Source organism: Terriglobus roseus, assembly GCF_900105625.1.
GTDB lineage: Bacteria > Acidobacteriota > Terriglobia > Terriglobales > Acidobacteriaceae > Terriglobus > Terriglobus roseus_B.
Window position 1 is genome coordinate 4341456 of the sequence record NZ_FNSD01000001.1, and the last position, 17507, is coordinate 4358962.

The window sequence follows — 17507 nt, forward strand, 5'->3', positions numbered from 1 at the left end:
CTGGCCTATTTAGCTGCTCCTTGTATGGGCAACTTGGTGACATACCGAAGAGCTTCCTTCAGTCCACGCAAATCCTCGCGGTAGCTCCAACGCGACAGGATGTCACGGCTTCGCTGGCCCATCCTTTCACTTTTGCCTGGTTCAAGGGTCGCCGCGAGCGCATCCCGGAGCTTTGCGATATCGCCCACTGGGTACACGTAGCCATTCTCTCCATCCCGCAAAAGGTCCGCAGCGCAGCCCACATCACTGGACACGATCACCGGCAGGCCGGTAGCCATAGCCTCATTCGTGATCAAGCCCCATGCTTCGTGCCGGGACGGTAAGACGAAGACCGTGCTCAGGTCGAAGAAGCGCGGCAGTTCGCTCTGGTTCCGGAAGCCCAGAAAGCGAATGCCTTCCATGCCGCTTGCCTCGGCGCGCTGTTGCAGTTGCGCGCGCATCTCACCATCGCCCACGATAAGCAGGTAGGGAGTAAGCGTCGTCTCGGAGCGAAGGCGCAGGTAGGCCTCCAGCAGATGGTCCGCATGCTTTCGCTCCTGAAGCTTACTGGCGAACAGGATGACGGGGCGCGACGGATCGAGGCTTAGCTCTGCCTGTAATTTCTGGCGGGTGAGAGTGGAAGATGCTGCGCGACTGGCAAAGTATTCGTTATCGACAGCGTACGGCATGGTGAAAGCGGGAAAGTCTGAGCCGAAGTAACTCGTCCAGTATTCGGCGTTTCGCGTTCCGATGGGCAGAACAGCGTCCACAAGCAACTTCAGACCGCTCAGGTAAAGCTGCTTGAGGGCAAGCTTTGTGCTGGAGCGATCGCGGTCTGCAAGCCACGATTCAGCGCGCAACAGCACAGGGATACCGAGTGCGTTTGCCGAAAAGATCGCATGCAGACTATTCACCGTGGAGTAGCCATGAACCCACATCGCGTCGAATGGCATGCTATCGATACCGCCGGCCAGAGCACGGAACATCCCGCGTGAGATGGGCCGCGTGGGACTGAGCTTATCCGTATCGCGCCAGCGAGACAGCACCACCGAACGATATCCCTCGGTCAGGGGGACATCCCACTCAACATCGACGCCAAAGCCGGGATCCTTGTACTTCCGGAGGGACAAGTCGGAACAAAAGAACACCTTCAAATCAATGTCAGGATCAGCCGCGATGCGGCGGAGCAGCATCGCCTGATATTGAATGGGATGGCTCACGACGTAAGCCAGCCGTATTCTTCGGTGCGCGCCTTCCATGTATCCTCACGTGCAATCTTGAAGCGTTGCGATTTTTTCCTGAGCAGCGTTTCTGAGCGATTAACGCAGGATCGTGGCCATTGCAACAACCAGCGCGATCACGGTGCCCGAGGACTGTGTTGCAAGGAACTTTTTCAGACCGCTCGATGGCACAAGCAGAATGTCATCGGATTGCAGGACCACATCGGCAATCTTGCCGTCCTGGATCTGCCGAAGCTGTAGATTGATGATGGTTCGTTGCCCACCCACGTTGCGGATCAATCGAGCCTCATCACCCTTTGCCGGGAAGGTCATACCACCAGCGGCGCTTACCGCTTCCACGGCTGTAACAGGCACGGAGCCGCTAAGTTGTCCCACACCCGGCTTCACGACCGCACCCAGTACGTAGTACTGCCCAACTCGACCCACCGTGATGACATCACCGGTGAAGATGGGAATGTTTGCCTGCATGGTTCGTGCGGGGTCGTTGCCGATGTCTACGATGATGGGCTCTGCCTGGCCGACGCGATCAATCCGGAGGATTGTGCTTGCCGTCGCAGGAATACCACCGTTCGCTGCCACAATTTCCAGCAGGCGCTTGGGACCCAGAACCGGGACGGTCCCCTTGACTTCGCCCACGACCGTTGCGAAGTGCTGCGGCGCTTCCGTCAGTTCGATGGAAACCTGAGCGCTGTGAAAGATCTCAGCCTTTTCGAATCGCTCCGACATCGCTGCCTCAGCATCCTTCACGGACAGGCCAGCGACGTGGATGACGCCCCCAAGATTCATGCGAATACTGCCATCCAGGTCGACACGTTCACTGTCGGTGTACTCCGGGTCGACGCCGTAGACGCTGATCTTCAGCAGATCACCCGGCATCAGCGTCAGTTCACGCTGCGGTGGAAACAGGACTGCGGGATCGGTCGTGATAGGCAGATGAACATTGAGTCCGGGCGCGGACGTGGGCACAGTACCGGTGTATTGCGCGGCTGCCGGCAGGCAAAACGCAGTGCAGATTGCCAGGCACAAAGCCGCCAGTATTGCTGCTTTAAGCAAACGGAGAACTCGGGTCAAACTCATGCTCTGTCCTCTCCGTCGTGACCTTCCGCCCCGGATGGTTCACCGGGACCAGAGGAACGATTGCCGCCATCGCGAGCCTTACCTTGACCGCCGCCGGGCGTGGCATTCGAGCCCGCTTCCCATGACTCAGAGTCGATGTTGGAGTAGCTATAACCGGAATAGCCGTAGTATCCGTGGTATTCCGGTGCGTTGATATCGACAGAATTAAGAAGCACCCCCGTGATGTTTGCACCGGAGCGCACCAGCAGATCGCGTGATCGGCGCACCGCGTTCCGACTGCTCTTGCCATGACGCACCACAAGCACGATCGCATCGGCCTGCCGGGCGAGGATCACGCCATCGGTCACAGACAAAATCGGCGGCGTATCGATCACAATGTGCGTGTAGATGGAACAGCAGTACAGCAGCAGATCGTGCATCGCCTCAGAAGACAGCATCTCCGTGGGGAAGGGCGGTACCGGACCGCTGCAGAGCACGTCGAGGTTTGGAACCTCCGGCACATTCTTCACCGCGTCTTCCAACGTGCTGCCGCCGGACAGCACCGTCGACAAGCCCACACGTCCGTTCAAACCGAATCGGTGGTGCACATTGGGCCGGCGGAGATCGCCGTCGATCAGGATGACCTTTGTGTCGCGCTGAGCCAGGATCGCCGCCAGGTTCGTGGCAACGGTTGTCTTGCCCTCACCTGGCGTGGAGCTTGAGATAAGAATGACCTTCGGCGGATGACCGGTCGTAGCCAACAGAAGTGAGGTTCGAAGCGATCGGAACGCCTCAGAGAACTGAGATTTCGAAGTGGCAAGAACACCGATATTGTTCTGAGCCACTGACATCGTCCCGGTATCGGAACTCAGGCGTCGCACCCGCGGGATCACCGAGAGTGAGGGCAGTTGGGTGATCTGTTCCACCTCGGCGACGCTGCGAATACCGGTGTCCAGGCTCTCCATCGTGAAGGCGATCATCAGGCCCGCAACCAGGCTGATGAGGAGCGTCCGCAGAAGGATGGTAGAGCGAGGCGTAATGGAAGGAGCAGCGGGCTTCAACGCCTGATCGACAATATCGATCTCAAGTGAATCCAGGCCAGCCTGAACGCTTGCAGCGCGCAGCTTGGAGAGCAGGCTCTCGTAGAGGGTGCGGTTCGCTTCGTAGTCCCTCTGCCGCAGCGTGTATTCCACCAGGTCATCGCGCAGGCGGTAGGATTCCTGCTTCTGCTCCTCCAAAGCGGAGCTCGTCTGATCTTCGTTAGCCTTTGCAGCCACCAGGGCCTGCTTGGCTTCGGTCAGCAGGCGATTCTCTTCGGAGCGTAACTCTCTCTGGATCTCACGCTGGTGCGCCTGTAGCGCGACAATCTTCGGGTTCTTCGGGCCCAGGGTGATACTCAACTCCGCGATGCTCGCCTGTGTCTCTGCCGCATCCGAACGGAGCTTGGACAGTTCCGACTGTCCTCCGGCGACATCGAGGTTGCTTTCCAGCAGGTCAGGGTCGCTGTTTGCGAGCACCCGGTAGCGCGATTCCGCCAGGATGCGCTGCACCTTCGCACCGACCGAGGCGGTGCTGAGCGCGTCGACCGAAACGGCCAGTTGCGTCGTCGGCGGCTTGGTCGCGTCAAAGCCGAGGCCGAGCACTCCCAACCGCTTCTGTAGATCGATCAACTGTTCCTGGGATGTTTCGACCTGCTGCCGGAGGTCGTCCAGCTGGCCAGACAGCCACTGTGAAATGCGCTTCGTCGATTCAAATCGTGTTTCAAAAGAACGCTGCTGATACGCGTTGATGACCTGGTTGACGATGTCCGCTGCGAGTTGCGGCTTGCTTGCGGTGCAGGTGATGCGGACCATCGCGGTGCGCGGAATCACGGTAGCGACGACAGCGCCACCCAGCCTCCGAAGAACTTCCGTACGCACCACCGGGTCATTGATGTCCCGAAACCGTGCCGCTTTGCCGCCCATGAAGTCCGGGTTGTTCACCAGGTTCATATTCCGCGCAACATTCAGCAGCAGGGAATCGCTCATGATGATTCCCAGTTCATTCTCCAGGTTGGTCTCCTGGCTCAAGGAACTCCCCATCATCTGCGTCGCTGTACTGTTTGCCTCGTGGACCTGGATGCGACCAGTTGCCGTAAAGATGATCGGCTGCGTTGAGGCGAGGTAGTAGCCGTAAAGAATCCCCACAATGGCGCATGCGATCAGGATCCACCGGCGTTTGCGAATGACGGCAAGCGCCTCCGACAGCGCACTGTCGGCAGCAGTGGACGTGAACCCGGCAGGGTTGGCCGGATCATGGGTAACCGGCTGGTTCATAACTGGAGGCATCTGGAACCGATCATACCCGACGTTTCTTCCGTAACCTCTACATGTCAATCGGATTACCACGTGCACGAAGGTCCATGCATCTTGACGCTTTCGGTTGCACCTCCCTGGGGGCTCTGAGGTAGTCTGGTTTCTATGGGTAAGTGCGTGAATATCGCGGTGGTGGGTTCCGGCTACGTTGGCTTGGTAGCAGCGGTTTGTTTTGCAGAGATGGGGCACCAGGTGACCTGCGTCGACAACGATCCACGTAAGGTGGCGGCATTGCAGGGTGGTGACACGCTCATCCACGAAGAGCATCTGCCCGAGCTTCTGAATCGCTACCGCAACACGAAGGTGACCTTCACCACGGACCTTGGATCGGCTGCGGAAAAGGCTGCTGCCATCTTCATTGCTGTCGGTACGCCTCAGTCTGAGACCGGCGACGCCGATCTGTCTTACGTCGAAGCTGTCGCATGCGAGATTGCTCGCCACCTTACCAGCTACAAGGTCATTGTTGAGAAGAGCACTGTTCCCGTCTACACGAACGAGTGGATCCGCCGGTCCGTGGAACGCAACGGCGTCGATCGCAAGATGTTCGATGTAGTGTCAAATCCTGAATTCCTGCGTGAGGGCTCGGCGGTCGGCGACTTCCTGCATCCCGACCGTATCGTGGTCGGTGCCGACAGTGAGCGCGCCGCGCAGATACTGCAGGACATCTATTCGCCGCTGACGGATGGCAGCTACTACACGAAGCCGGACATCATTCCCGGACCGTTCAGCGCAGATGCGCCCCCGCCACTTCTTCTCACTTCCACGAAGAGTGCTGAGATCATTAAGCACGCGTCCAATGCCTTCCTGGCGCTCAAGATTTCGTTCATCAACGCGGTCAGCAATCTGTGCGAGGCCACTGACGCGAACGTGCAGCAGGTGGCGCAGGGCATGGGGCTCGATAGCCGCATCGGACCGCGCTTCCTTCGCCCCGGTATCGGTTACGGCGGTTCGTGCTTCCCGAAGGACGTCGCTGCCTTTCGGTCTGTCGCAGAGCAGATGGGTGTCGACTTCTCGCTGCTGTCGGAAGTGGAACGCATCAATGCAACGCAGAAGAAGCGCTTTCTCGCGAAGGTGCGCGCGGCTCTGTGGACCTTGCGCGGCAAGAAACTCGGCATCCTGGGCCTTGCCTTCAAGGGCGACACGGACGACATCCGCGACAGCCCCGCCATTGAGATGATGAAGATGCTGGTAGCCGAGGGATGCTCGGTGCGAGCCTTTGATCCTGCTGCTATCGAACGCACCAAGGCGGTTGTCCCTGAGTCGGACAAGGTCTCTTACGCTGCCGATGCCTACGCTGCCGCTGAAGACGCCGATGCGTTGCTAATCCTTACCGACTGGGCGGAATTTGCCAAGCTCGACCTGGATAAATTGCGCACCGGTCTGCGTTATCCCATCATCGTTGACGGCCGCAATATGTTTGAGCCATCCACGGTTGCTGCAGCAGGCATCACTTACTACAGCGTTGGACGTCCCGCTGCGCACCCCGTTCGAGGGGAAGTTAAGTAGAGTTCTCGACGTCCGCAACGCAGAAATACGATAAGTGAGGAAAGCCCGATGGCTTGGAAACGTGTGTTAATTACGGGGGCGGCGGGTTTTCTCGGCTCGCACCTTACGGATGCAGTTCTTGCGGAAGGAGCAGAGGTTATCGGTGTCGATAATCTTTGCACGGGCTCGCTCGACAACCTTAAGCATCTGAACGGCAATGCGAAGTTCAGCTTTGAGCAGCATGACATCTGCCAGCCGTTTGATTTTGGCGAAGTTGATTTCGTCCTCAACTTTGCTTCGCCGGCCAGCCCCGTCGACTACATGAAGCTTGGACCTGAGACGCTGCGCGTCGGCTCTGACGGCACGGTCAATGCGCTGGAGGTGGCCCGGAAGTACAAGGCTGGCTTCCTGCATGCCTCCACTTCAGAGTGCTATGGAGATCCCGAGCAGCATCCGCAGAAGGAAACCTACTGGGGCAACGTCAATCCCATCGGGCCACGTTCTGTCTACGACGAGGCCAAGCGCTTCTCCGAAGCCACCATCATGGCCTACCAGCGCTACTACGGCGTTCAGACCAGCATGGTGCGCATCTTCAACACCTACGGCCCGCGTCTGCAGCCCAACGATGGCCGCGTGATCAGCAACTTGATGATGCAGGCTCTCGCCGGCGAAGACCTTACTGTCTACGGCGACGGTGCTCAGACACGTTCGTTCTGCTTCCAGTCTGATCTTGTGCGTGGCATCCTCGCACTGGCAAAGTCGGGGGAACCTTTGCCGACAAACATCGGCAATCCGGAAGAGTGGACCATCCTTGAGTGCGCGAAGACCGTGCTCGAGGTGACCGGTTCCTCCAGCAAGATCGTCTACCGTCCCATGCCGACAGATGATCCCAAGCAGCGCAAACCGGACATCACGAAGGCCCGCGCGATCCTGGGCTGGGAGCCCACAGTGAACCTGCGCGAGGGCCTGGAGATGTCCATGGACTACTTCAAGCAGCGCATTGCGCAGGCTTCCGCCGCAAAGTAGATGGATGCAGACACCGAAGCGCCATCGCGACAGTCGCGATGGCGCTTTTTCTTGTTGCAAGGGATCGTTAGAACCCGGACCTCATCTTCGGATACCACGTCACCTGAAATGCGCCCGTCGTGCTGCTCTGCGGGCCAGCCTTCCACACAGGAGCCTTCCAGCGCTCCTCCTGGAACCACGCATTTAGTTCCACATCGCGCTTCAATCGCTTAATCACGTCCACGCGATAGATATCCTGTGTTGTCCCACCGGCGACGAAGTCTTTCGCGTTCTTCTTGCGCAGGTATTGAGCCGTGATGGTCTCGTTGCCGGAGAGATGATAGGTAATCCAGGCCTGACCACCCTTGGCTTCGCGTCCGATCCAATCCCCCATGATGTTGCCATTATTGGTGTAACCCTGACGCTGAATGTCCTCGTAATAGACGCCCTGGCCGAACATGCTGCGTGTGGTGACGTAATCCGTATAGGTCCCTTCAACACGGAAGTCGACCTTCGGCAGGAAGGGCAGGTGCGTGATGTAGACGCCCGGCCGCCATGCCGCCCGGCGTGGTGCTGAGATGGGGAAGACGTCGTCATGCGTAACCGAATCCGCATACAGTGTTGCGATGTTGCGCAGGAACGGCAGACGGTAGGAGAAGGTGACCGAACTATAGCGGGCGCCGGGATCGTCTCGTGAATACTTTTCCGCCGTCGTCGTGTTCTGGGTAGAGAAGAAGCCCTTTAAGAATGAGTGCAGCGTGATGGGCGCGTGGCCTTGCCCGCCGAAGATGATCGTTCGCTGAAAGCCCACCTGGAAGTTCTTCGTTGGGGCAAAGTCGAACTTCTCACTATGCGCGTAGGGGTGCCGCGGATAGGTGTGTCCCTGCAGGCTGCCGATCATGAAGTCGTATCGGACATCGCCAATCAGGCGGCTCAGCAGAGGAATGTGAAGTGGCTCGACGCGGTTGAAGCGGAAGGCGTACATGTTCTCGGCATTGTTCGACCATGCCATGGCGCCCCCGAGGCCGGGCCCAAGCCACGCGTCCGATTTTCCGAAGGAGATCTCATGACCCAGGACGTGTGCCGACGCCGTAGCCTCCAGAACGCGGAAACGATTGGCTGCGGCCACTGGCCCCTCGGGGATCGTCGGTTCCGGCCGGTTCGTGCCACCGAACAGGTTGTTGGTTGATCCGTAGTTGATGCCGTCGCTCGCTGCTACCAACTGCTGCGACAGCGCAAGGCTGTAGCCCTCGTACGTGGGGGCATGTTGCACTTCGCCGCGAAAGTACAGCGAGAACGGCCCAAGCTCTCCCGTTGCCGAGAAGCCGTCATAGCTATTGAAGCCGCTGGAATAGGGGCGGCCATAGTCATTGTTGAAGGTCTGTCCCAGGTGATAGCTGTCGCGCAGAACCGTTCCGCCCACCATGCGCGCGCCCGCGTAAGCAGAGCTCAGGCCGTAGACCAAGCCGCGCTTCTTCAGGGGCAGGGTGTTGGACGAAGGCTCGTCGCGCAGTTCGTAGTAAAGCTTGTCCAGCAACTCCTCTGCCTGGTCGTTCCCGTCGAAGCGGATATCGCTCTCTGAAAGATCCAACATATGTAAAACGCTGCGGCGCGTCCACGGGCGCAGTGAAAGATAAGCCGTATCGAGATAGCCCATGGAATAAAGCCGCAGCAGCGCCGGATACATCCAGCTATCCATTGGAATGTAGGGGGAACTGAGCCATTCGCCCGTGGGCACTGGTCGGCCATCGTCGGTGTAACCAGTCCGTTCCGGGAGAGCAGGTGTGGTCGAAACGGGTGCAACAAAGGGCTGCGACGCTGCGGTCGGCGCGGGAGCAGGTTCCGGCGCAGTCTGTGCAACTGCAGTCTGTGCAACGATGGTTGCGCCGCTAAGCGCGATGGTCAGTCCAGCGGTGCTTGCCGCTGCCTTCAGTGTGCGACAGCAGGCGAGCCGCGACCGCAGGAGCCGCGTAGGGTAGGAGGTCAGATCGGACACACGGTAAGTCTACCCGTCCCGGGCACTTGTGCGTCGAATCTATGCGACAGAGCTTCCGTCTAGTGGCATCAGTCCACGAACCTTTAGTCGGTGCTCCATGCCCTCCAGCGCGTCGGGGGCTCCGAGCAGCCGGGTTGCATGGATGACGGCTCCGCCCCAGCCATTGCGGGCGCGCAAGATCGATTCCTGCACCACGCGGCAAACAGCAACGGCGTCGGCGTCATCGACCGGCAGGATCGGTACCTTCGTGCCCAGCGTACGGCGCTGCGCATCGGCACGGGACAGCGGCTCGGAGCGTACCACCACAATCAGCGGCAGGTCATTCTGCTCGATCAGGGACAGCACTCCGTCAAGAGCAGGGTAAGCGCGCAGAAGAGCGACCGTTACGGCGCGTGGTCCTGTAGCGCGTGCCGTTTCAGCATGTTTCAACGCCATACCGGCTGCAACGGCCGCGCACTCCTCGCCACTGCCGGGGCAGACGACCGCATGCAGCGACGACACTTCAATGGGAAAGTAGGACGCGATCGCCGCCCTCGCGAGAGGGTCCACACCCTCGGTCAGCAGCGTGTCGCGACGATGCATCTGCGAAAGCAGGGCAGCGTGAAGAGCCTCGGGCTGGGCAGTCATCTCGGCACGATCTGCCCGGGAAAGGCCTTCCGTTGCGGTCCTGTCGCGCTTCGTCATCCGCAACTGTTGCATGGTGGCGTACATGCTGCGCATGGCAGCGTCGCTGATCAGCGGCTTACCCAAAGTGGTTCATCCTCGAATCGAAAGCAGTGGTGTGTGGAGAGTATCGCATCATTCGCGGAAGGCACCCGGTTGAGTGAACAGGCTGCAACAACAAAGGGCGCCGACCAAGGTCAGCGCCCGCTTGTCTCGTCCGAAGTTACTTCTTCGAAGGATCACTACCTTCGGTATCGATCCCCAGATCGGCAAACGCTTTCTGAGCAACCTTCGCCTTGACGCTGCCCTCGCGTACCAGCTTCGACAGTGTCGCCGTGACAACGGCTGCCGCATCCACTTCGAAGTGACGGCGCAGGTGTTCGCGGTTGTCGCTGCGACCGAAGCCGTCCGTGCCCAGTGTGACCAGGCGCGAACCAAGCCAGGGCGCCAGCGAGTCCGGCATGACCTTCATGTAATCGCTTGCAGCGATGATGGGCCCGTTCGATCCGGTCAGTGCCTGCAGCAGGTAAGGCTGCTTCTCCTTCTCCGCCGGGTGCAGACGGTTCCAGCGCTCCACGTCGAGCGCGTCGCGGCGCACCTCGATGTAGCTCGGAACAGACCAGACATCTGCCTCGACGCCGTACTTGGTCGACAGGATCTCCTGCGCCTTCAACACTTCGTTCAGGATGGTTCCCGAACCGAAGAGTTGCACGGTGGCAGCGCCCTTCGCTGCGGGCTTGAACTTGTACAGGCCGCGCAGAATGCCTTCGCGAACATTGTCGCCTGCGGGCATCTCAGGGTGGATGTAATCCTCGTTGTACATGGTGACGTAGTAGAAGATCTGCTCGTCATCCGCGTACATGCGCTTCAGTCCATCCTGAAGCACAACCGCGAGTTCGTAAGCGAACGCGGGGTCGTAGCTGATGCAGGTGGGGATGGTGCTGGACAACACGTGCGAGTGGCCGTCCTGGTGCTGCAGACCCTCACCCAGCATGGTCGTACGGCCGGCGGTGCCGCCCATCAGGAAGCCCTTGCCACGCGAGTCTGCGAAGGCCCACGCCATGTCACCGATGCGCTGGAAGCCGAACATCGAGTAGTACATGTAGAAGGGAACCGATGGCAGATTGTAGTTCGCGTAGGCAGTCCCTGCGGCGGTAAAGCTGGCCATCGATCCGGCTTCGGTGATGCCTTCTTCCAGGATCTGGCCGTCCTTCTCCTCGCGGTAGGAGAGGAGAACATCGCTGTCATGCGGAATGTATTTCTGGCCTTCGCTGGCGTAGATGCCGACCTGCTTGACTGCGGACTCCATGCCGAAGGTACGGCCCTCGTCGGGAACGATCGGCACGATCAGCTTGCCAATCGCCTTGTCCTTCATCAGTGCTCGAAGGATCGCAACGAAGACCATCGTCGTCGAGACGGCGCGGCCCTTCGATCCACCGAGCCACTCCTTGAAGAAGTCCATTGAGGGTGCGGCAAACTCAAAGGGCTTGACCTCGCGCCTGGGGATGTAGCCACCCAGGTTGGCGCGGTGCTCCTGCATGTACTTCAGTTCGGGTGCATCGTCCGCCGGCTTCCAGGGTTTACCTGCAGCAGCCTGCTCTTCGGGGACGGGAATGTCGAAGCGCTTGACGAAGGCGACGACGCCCTCATCCGTCAGCTTCTTCTCGTTGTGCGCGGCGTTACGGCCTTCCGTGGTCGCGAAGCCGTATCCCTTTACTGTCTTGGCAAGGATGACGGTCGGTCCGCCCTTGTGCTCCACGGCCTTCTTGTAGGCGTTGTAGACCTTCAGGGGGTCGTGTCCGCCGCGGTGCAGACGGCCGAGCTGCTCATCGGTGTAGTCCTTGACCAACGTCAGAAGCTCAGGGTACTTACCAAAGAAGTGCTGGCGGAGATACGCGCCGCCCTTGGCCTTGTACGCCTGGAAGTCGCCGTCGACGCACTCTTCCATGCGCTTCAGCAGCAGGCCGGTGTGATCCTGCTCGAAGAGCGCGTCCCAATCTGAACCCCAGACGACCTTGATGACATTCCAGCCGCAGCCGCGGAAGTGGCCTTCCAGCTCATCGATAATGCGCTTGTTGCCGCGCACCGGCCCGTCCAGGCGCTGCAGATTGCAGTTGACGACAAAGATCAGGTTATCCAGGTTCTCACGTGCGCCCAGCGTGATCGCGCCGAGTGTGTCGACCTCGTCCGACTCGCCGTCGCCGACAAAGGCCCAAACCTTGCGGTCGGTCTTCGCGATGAGGCTGCGGTTCTCCAGATACTTCATGAAACGCGCCTGATAGATGGCGTTCAGCGGGCCGATGCCCATGGAGACCGTGGGGAACTGCCAGAAATCCTGCATGAGCCAGGGGTGCGGATAGCTGGACAGGCCAGCGTGGTCGCGCAGTTCGTGGCGGAAGTTAAGAAGGTGCTCTTCGGACAGACGGCCTTCCAGGAAGGCGCGGCCGTAGACGCCGGGCGATGCGTGGCCCTGGAAGTAAACGAAGTCGCCGGGCTGATCGCCATAGCTGCCATGGAAGAAGTGGTTGAAGCCCACTTCCAGCAGCGTCGCGAGCGAAGAGTAAGTAGAGATGTGGCCGCCGATACCGGCGTCCTTTTTGTTCTGGCCGTGCACCATCGCCATGGCGTTCCAGCGGATCAGCGCCTCGATGCGCTTCTCCATGTCGCGGTCGCCGGGGTAGGGCACTTCGTCATGCTTGGGGATGGTGTTGCGGTAAGGCGTCGCCAGCTCGTTTTCGGCGTGAACACCGGCCTCGCGCGCGCGCTGACGCAGTGCGGTCATCAGCTCCGCGCCCTGTTGTGGGCCCTCGGCGACAATCATCTCGTCAAACGCTTCAATCCACTCCGCAATCTCCTGCTGCAGATCGCTTACCGGGGGCACAGCTACATTGGTCGCCATATTGCTCCAGCTTCGACGTCTTTTTGATGACCTGAATCGTCTCAAAAAGCGGCTTTTCTTACCTGACAATTATAAGTGGGAACCGTATCCGGTATAAGCGCGGGTCGCTTATCGCACAGCGACCGGCTTACCTCCGAACGACGCCGCCAGCTGTTTCACTACTTGTCGGGACAGAAAGTTCGGACCGAACAGCAGCATCAGGAAGCGCCAGGACGGGCGGTCGATAATTACGGTCTCGGTCATGTGGACTCGGGTCACCGTAGGAGAAACGGCCTCAAGCTGGTAGATCCAGATGCCACGCAGGTAGCCCGGGCTGGTGAGTGCCACCTCGCGGAGACGTGGAGGCGTGCTCGCCTCCACACACATCAGCACCGGCAGCTTACCTTCAGTCTCCTGCCAGCATGGGTGGCCATTCTGCGGCGGCGCAGGGGCAACGGTCAGACCCTTGCGCCATGTGGGTTGCTCCTCCACGTTCGCGATGCGCTCCCACACGGCCTTCTGGCTTGCAGACAGGTCGGCGGTGTACTCAGCCGTATGGTCCAGCGGCTGCATGTAGCCAATGCCCCACGCTGCAGCAACCAGCATGACCAGCACTGCAACGATGGTCAGCAACCGCCGCATCCAGAGTCCCTCCGCGTTTCCTTAGGTCGAATAGTCCGCGTTGATATGAACGTATTCCACCGTAAGATCGCAGGTCAGGAACTTTGAGTGGCCTGGGCCCGAACCAAAGTTGACAGCAATGGTGTACTCACGCTGCTGCATCTTCTCGTGGACTGCCGCCTCGTCATAGCCGTCAGCGCGCATGCCATGATCGAAGATGCGGACGCCGCCGATGGTGATGGTGACATCTGCTGCGTCAAACGGAACACCCGCATAGCCGGCTGCACACAGGATGCGCCCCCAGTTGGGATCGGCGCTGGACCAGGCCGTCTTGCAGAGTGGCGAATGGGCGATGGACTTCGCGATGGTCTTAGCCGACGCGTCATCCGGCAGGCCAGAGACATCGAGTGTCACGACATGCGTGACGCCTTCGCCGTCGTCGATGATGGCGTGCGCCAGGTCATCGCAGACCCGTTGAAGCTCTGCGCAGAACTCGTCCTGGAAGCTGCGCTGCACACTGGTCCACTTCACGCCGCTGGCACCACTGGCAAGGATCAGTACGGTGTCGTTAGTGGACGTATCGCCGTCAACCGAGATGGAGTTGAAGCTGGCCTCTACCGCTGGTTCGAGCAGGCCGCGGAGATCCGACGGATCGATCTGCAGGTCTGTGAACAGGTAGACCAGCATGGTGGCGTGAGGCGGTCCAAGCTGAGGTCCGATCATGCCGGCACCCTTGCAGCAACCGAAGATGCGGACGGAGCTCTCGGCGTCCTCCAGTGTCGCCTGCGACACCTTCATCTTCGTGTCGGTGGTCATGATGGCAGTGGCGAAGGCCTCAGCCGCAGCCTGATTGCTTGCGAGCCGTGCGTGCGCATTCGGCAGCGCCGCAATCAGCTTCTCGACGGGCAGCGGAACACCGATGATGCCGGTGGACGAAGGGAACACCTCGGTCGCGGGGCAGCCGAAGATTTCGCCCGCGGTAGCACATGTCTGCTCTGCGACTTGCAGGCCCAGGGGGCCCGTCGCGCAGTTCGCATTGCCCGCGTTGATGACCAGCGCGCGTACTTGACCCTGCGTCGCGGCTATGTTCCGTCGGCCGATGGTAACCGGCGCAGCGACGACCTGGTTCTTCGTGAACATGACGGCGGCGGATGCGGTGCGGTCAGCTACCGCGACGGCCACATCGGTGCGACCGCTGGCCTTGATGCCGGCCTTAACAGCAGCCCAGCGAAATCCGCGGGGCAATTCCTTACGTATCGATGGCAACTGCGTTTCCTTCTCTTCTGTTGAATCTGTTTGTTACCAGCCGGTGCTGTCCACGCGGACGGTAGTGCCGGTGCGCTGGCTTTCCATGGCAAGCTCGATCATGCGGGCAACGCGGATGGCACAACGAGCCGTGACCGCGGGCTCTGCCGTGCCGAGGATCGAGTCGGCCACATTCTGATAGAAGCCTCGATAGTCCCCGGGAATGGTCGGCACTTTCTCCGTTACTAATTCTGTGGGCTTGGTGGTGTCGGTAGCGGTCGTCAGTGTGCCCCATCGATCTTCCGCTTCGGCTAGCCAGGGAGACGACGAGTCGAGCGATGGGGGCAACATTCCGGCCAGGATTGTTGGCTCCTGTGGATCCAGACCATACTTCACATAGCTACCGCCCGTACCGTTCAGACGGTAGCGGGGACCGCCTTCAGCGGCCAGAACCGTTGTACCCAGCCGAACGGTCATGGTGCGATCCCGACCCGTTGGAAAGACGAGAATTAAGTCGAAGGCGTCTGGCACCTTCCCGACATTTCGGTCATGGCGGATGTTCGCGGTGATCGTCGACGGATGACCGAAGAGGGTAAGGGCCTGATCGATCAGGTGCGGCCCGATGTCGTAGAGCTGGCCTCCGCCTTCTTCCTCCTCCCGCCAGGCTCCCGGTTTCGGATCGGGGCGATATCGGTCGAAGCGTGACTCGAGTGTGACCGCACGGCCTACTTTGCCTTCCTGCAACAGCTTGCGGAGCGTCTGGAAGTCGCCGTCCCAGCGACGATTATGGAAAGGGAAGAGGAGAACGCCCTTCTCGCGGGCGATCTTTTCCAGCTCCTCAGCCTGCGCTAGTGTAGTCGTCATCGGCTTGTCGCAGACGACGTGCTTGCCGGCCAGCAAAGCCTGCTTAGTGAACGGATAGTGTGTCGGGTTGGGCGTCCCGATGACGACCAGTTCTACATCGCTGGCCAGAAGTTCTTCGAAGCTGCGCAGCTGCGCGGCGTGGGGGTAAGCCTGTTTCGCCGTCTCGCCCGTCCGCTGGACGATGGCGGTCAGTTCCAGCGACGGAACTGCCGAGACAAAGGGCGCGTGAAAGACGCGGCCCGCCAGGCCGTAACCAACGACTCCAGTGCGAATGCGGCGCAAGTGATCTCCCGGTGCCCGGTAGGGCGTGCGAACAAACAGGATAGAACGACGAGCGATCCAGCGTGTGAATGATTCGCGACAGGGGCATCTACCGCTTGCACCAGATGTGTTGCACACTGTGAGGACTGCCAAATCGTCCCCCTGCGTCGCAACATGAACATTTTCTGCATCGAAGGCGCGGGTAGGCCGCATCAGATAGGCAACGCTGATGATTTGCCACTCCGAGCGCACTGACCGTCGAGTCAGTGGCGGAGGTCGAGTGAGCACAGCAGTAATGGAGCGTATGACGCAACACGATCGAGCATGGAGCTGTTCCCCGCGCCCGGGGCGGTGGGCGACGGCGGTTCTTGCAGCAATCCTTCCGCTGGCAGCGGGCGCGCAGGCGACATCGCAGGGCAGCAACGGCCAGGGTTCTTCGGCTGGCGGCCACGCAGCGAGTGGCCCGGCGACGGTGCAGGCAGCACAACAGACCCTGCAGTCAATCCCCGGCGGCGGGCAGTCTCAGGGTGGCGTGAACGGCGTTAGCCAGAATGACTACAAGGGCTCGCTGATTCAGGGCAAGGCGACTGACGGCATCCTGGAGCTGACTCTGGACGATGCCATTCAGCGCGGGTTCCGTAACAACCTTGGCATCATCTTGCAGGGTTCGGCGGTGCAGAACGCGTCGGGCACACGTCTGCAGCAGTTGCAGGCTTTGCTGCCCACGATCACTGGCTCGGCGACCTACACGGTGCAGCAGGTGAACTTGGCGGCTTACGGCCTCACCTTCCCGGGTGTCCCGCAGATTGTTGGTCCCTTCCAGGTCTTCGACTTCCGCGCGTATCTTTCGCAGTCACTGTTGAACATCAACAGTATTCAGAGCTATCTGGCTGCGAAGCACAATTTCCAGGGGGCCAAGCTTTCAGCAGAGGATGCGCGCAACCTGGTGGTTTTGACCGTCGGGAACGCGTATCTGTTGTGCATCGCCGACGCATCGCGCATCGAGGCAGTAGAGGCGGAGAAGGCGAATGCAAAGGTTTCGCTTGATCAGGCAACCGCAAACCACGATGCCGGTACCAGCCCCAAGCTGGATGTGCTGCGCGCTCAAGTCGACTTCCAGAACACCGATCAGCAGCTGATCCAGGCTAAGAATCAACTGGAAAAGGACAAGCTTGCCTTGGCGCGGGCGATTGGTCTGCCGCTGGACCAGAAATTCCACGTGTCGGATGCCTCGCCGTATACGGCCGCGACACCCACCACACCTGACCAGGCTTTTGCCGACGCCATGAAGAACCGTAAGGATCTTGCCGGTGCGGAAGAGCGTGTCAAGGGTGCTGAGTCGCAGAAGTCCGCGGCCAGGGCTGAGTACTATCCGACGGTGAACGTGACCGGCGACTTTGGCGATCTGGGCACAACTCCAGGCCACTCGCACGGAACCTACACTGCGACGGGCGAGGTCTCCGCGCCGATTTTGCAGATTGCCAAGACGCGCGGCGACATTGCCGTGGCGGATGCGAGCCTGCAGCAGCAGAAAGCTCGTTACAGCGACCAGGTGCAGCAGATCAACGCGGACGTTCGCGATGCCCTGCTGGATATTGAGGCCGCTGCAAAGCTTGTAGAAGCTACCAAGTCCAACGTCGATCTTGCGAACGAAGCGTTGAGCGAGGCGCAGCAGCGCTTTCGCGCGGGTGTCGCAGACAATCTTGCCGTGTCCGACGCACAGTCGCAGACGCAGCAGGCGAATGATCAATACATCAGCGCGCTCTACCAGCACAATGTGGCGAAACTTTCGCTGGCGCGCGCGGTCGGCTATGCCGGCACGAACTATAAACAGGCTCTTCAACTCGGAGGAAAGTGAT

The 17507-nt window shown here is 60.1% G+C and carries 12 protein-coding genes; 3 read left to right on the plus strand and 9 right to left on the minus strand.

Translation table 11 applies throughout. The features are described 5' to 3' along the window. Positions 1-5: 5 nt before the first annotated feature. The 3 genes from BLW03_RS18030 to BLW03_RS18040 all read right to left on the minus strand — a co-directional run bounded on the left by BLW03_RS18030 (position 6) and on the right by BLW03_RS18040 (position 4603). A complete protein-coding gene (locus BLW03_RS18030; protein WP_244502149.1) occupies positions 6-1172 on the minus strand; it encodes a glycosyltransferase family 4 protein in 1167 nt (388 codons plus the stop codon). A gap of 126 nt (positions 1173-1298) precedes the next feature. After that, complete coding sequence (locus BLW03_RS18035; protein ID WP_083350629.1) at positions 1299-2297, minus strand: polysaccharide biosynthesis/export family protein; 999 nt, start codon at positions 2295-2297, stop codon at positions 1299-1301. After that, a complete protein-coding gene (locus BLW03_RS18040) occupies positions 2294-4603 on the minus strand; it encodes a GumC family protein (protein ID WP_083350630.1) in 2310 nt (769 codons plus the stop codon). The genes BLW03_RS18035 and BLW03_RS18040 overlap by 4 nt, the downstream gene beginning before the upstream one ends. A gap of 132 nt (positions 4604-4735) precedes the next feature. Between BLW03_RS18040 and BLW03_RS18045 the strand changes: the two genes are divergently transcribed. Both BLW03_RS18045 and BLW03_RS18050 read left to right on the plus strand, forming a co-directional pair. Further along, entirely contained in the window at positions 4736-6136 is a 1401-nt protein-coding gene (locus BLW03_RS18045; RefSeq protein WP_074655392.1) for a UDP-glucose dehydrogenase family protein, read from the plus strand. Positions 6137-6184: 48 nt separating this feature from the next. After that, positions 6185-7141, plus strand: coding sequence for a UDP-glucuronic acid decarboxylase family protein (locus tag BLW03_RS18050; RefSeq protein ID WP_074655393.1), 957 nt, complete (start codon positions 6185-6187; stop codon positions 7139-7141). Between the two features lie 67 nt (positions 7142-7208). Here BLW03_RS18050 and BLW03_RS18055 read toward each other — a convergent pair whose 3' ends face one another. From BLW03_RS18055 to BLW03_RS18080, 6 genes are all read right to left on the minus strand, one after another. Beyond that, positions 7209-9116: a capsule assembly Wzi family protein gene (locus BLW03_RS18055; RefSeq protein WP_244502150.1), complete on the minus strand. Its 1908-nt coding sequence runs from the start codon at positions 9114-9116 to the stop codon at positions 7209-7211. 39 nt (positions 9117-9155) lie between these two features. Then, positions 9156-9866 (minus strand): thiamine pyrophosphate-dependent enzyme, encoded by a 711-nt coding sequence (locus tag BLW03_RS18060; RefSeq protein WP_074655394.1) that lies wholly within the window; start codon positions 9864-9866, stop codon positions 9156-9158. Between the two features lie 136 nt (positions 9867-10002). After that, positions 10003-12678 carry a pyruvate dehydrogenase (acetyl-transferring), homodimeric type gene (gene aceE / locus BLW03_RS18065; protein ID WP_074655395.1) on the minus strand — a complete coding sequence of 892 codons (2676 nt, stop codon included), beginning with the start codon at positions 12676-12678 and terminating at the stop codon, positions 10003-10005. A 108-nt stretch (positions 12679-12786) separates the two neighbouring features. Further along, positions 12787-13299, minus strand: coding sequence for an SRPBCC family protein (locus BLW03_RS18070; protein WP_074655396.1), 513 nt, complete (start codon positions 13297-13299; stop codon positions 12787-12789). A 21-nt stretch (positions 13300-13320) separates the two neighbouring features. Continuing rightward, positions 13321-14544 carry a bifunctional glutamate N-acetyltransferase/amino-acid acetyltransferase ArgJ gene (gene argJ, locus BLW03_RS18075; protein ID WP_074655397.1) on the minus strand — a complete coding sequence of 408 codons (1224 nt, stop codon included), beginning with the start codon at positions 14542-14544 and terminating at the stop codon, positions 13321-13323. A gap of 33 nt (positions 14545-14577) precedes the next feature. Beyond that, the gene (locus BLW03_RS18080) at positions 14578-15669 is read right to left on the minus strand and encodes a Gfo/Idh/MocA family oxidoreductase (protein WP_083350767.1); all 1092 of its coding nucleotides are present in this window, start codon (positions 15667-15669) and stop codon (positions 14578-14580) included. Between the two features lie 259 nt (positions 15670-15928). Here BLW03_RS18080 and BLW03_RS18085 point away from each other — a divergent pair, with 259 nt between their 5' ends. Then, the gene (locus BLW03_RS18085; protein ID WP_083350631.1) at positions 15929-17506 is read left to right on the plus strand and encodes a TolC family protein; all 1578 of its coding nucleotides are present in this window, start codon (positions 15929-15931) and stop codon (positions 17504-17506) included. The last annotated feature ends 1 nt before the right edge of the window (position 17507 follow it).

Coding starts and splice junctions, on each gene's coding strand:
- BLW03_RS18035 (WP_083350629.1), bottom strand. CDS start 2,297: ATGAGTTTGACCCGAGTTCTCCGTTTGCTTAAAGCAGCAATACTGGCG.
- BLW03_RS18030 (WP_244502149.1), bottom strand. CDS start 1,172: ATGCTGCTCCGCCGCATCGCGGCTGATCCTGACATTGATTTGAAGGTG.
- BLW03_RS18070 (WP_074655396.1), bottom strand. CDS start 13,299: ATGCGGCGGTTGCTGACCATCGTTGCAGTGCTGGTCATGCTGGTTGCT.
- aceE (WP_074655395.1), bottom strand. CDS start 12,678: ATGGCGACCAATGTAGCTGTGCCCCCGGTAAGCGATCTGCAGCAGGAG.
- BLW03_RS18050 (WP_074655393.1), top strand. CDS start 6,185: ATGGCTTGGAAACGTGTGTTAATTACGGGGGCGGCGGGTTTTCTCGGC.
- BLW03_RS18045 (WP_074655392.1), top strand. CDS start 4,736: ATGGGTAAGTGCGTGAATATCGCGGTGGTGGGTTCCGGCTACGTTGGC.
- BLW03_RS18040 (WP_083350630.1), bottom strand. CDS start 4,603: ATGCCTCCAGTTATGAACCAGCCGGTTACCCATGATCCGGCCAACCCT.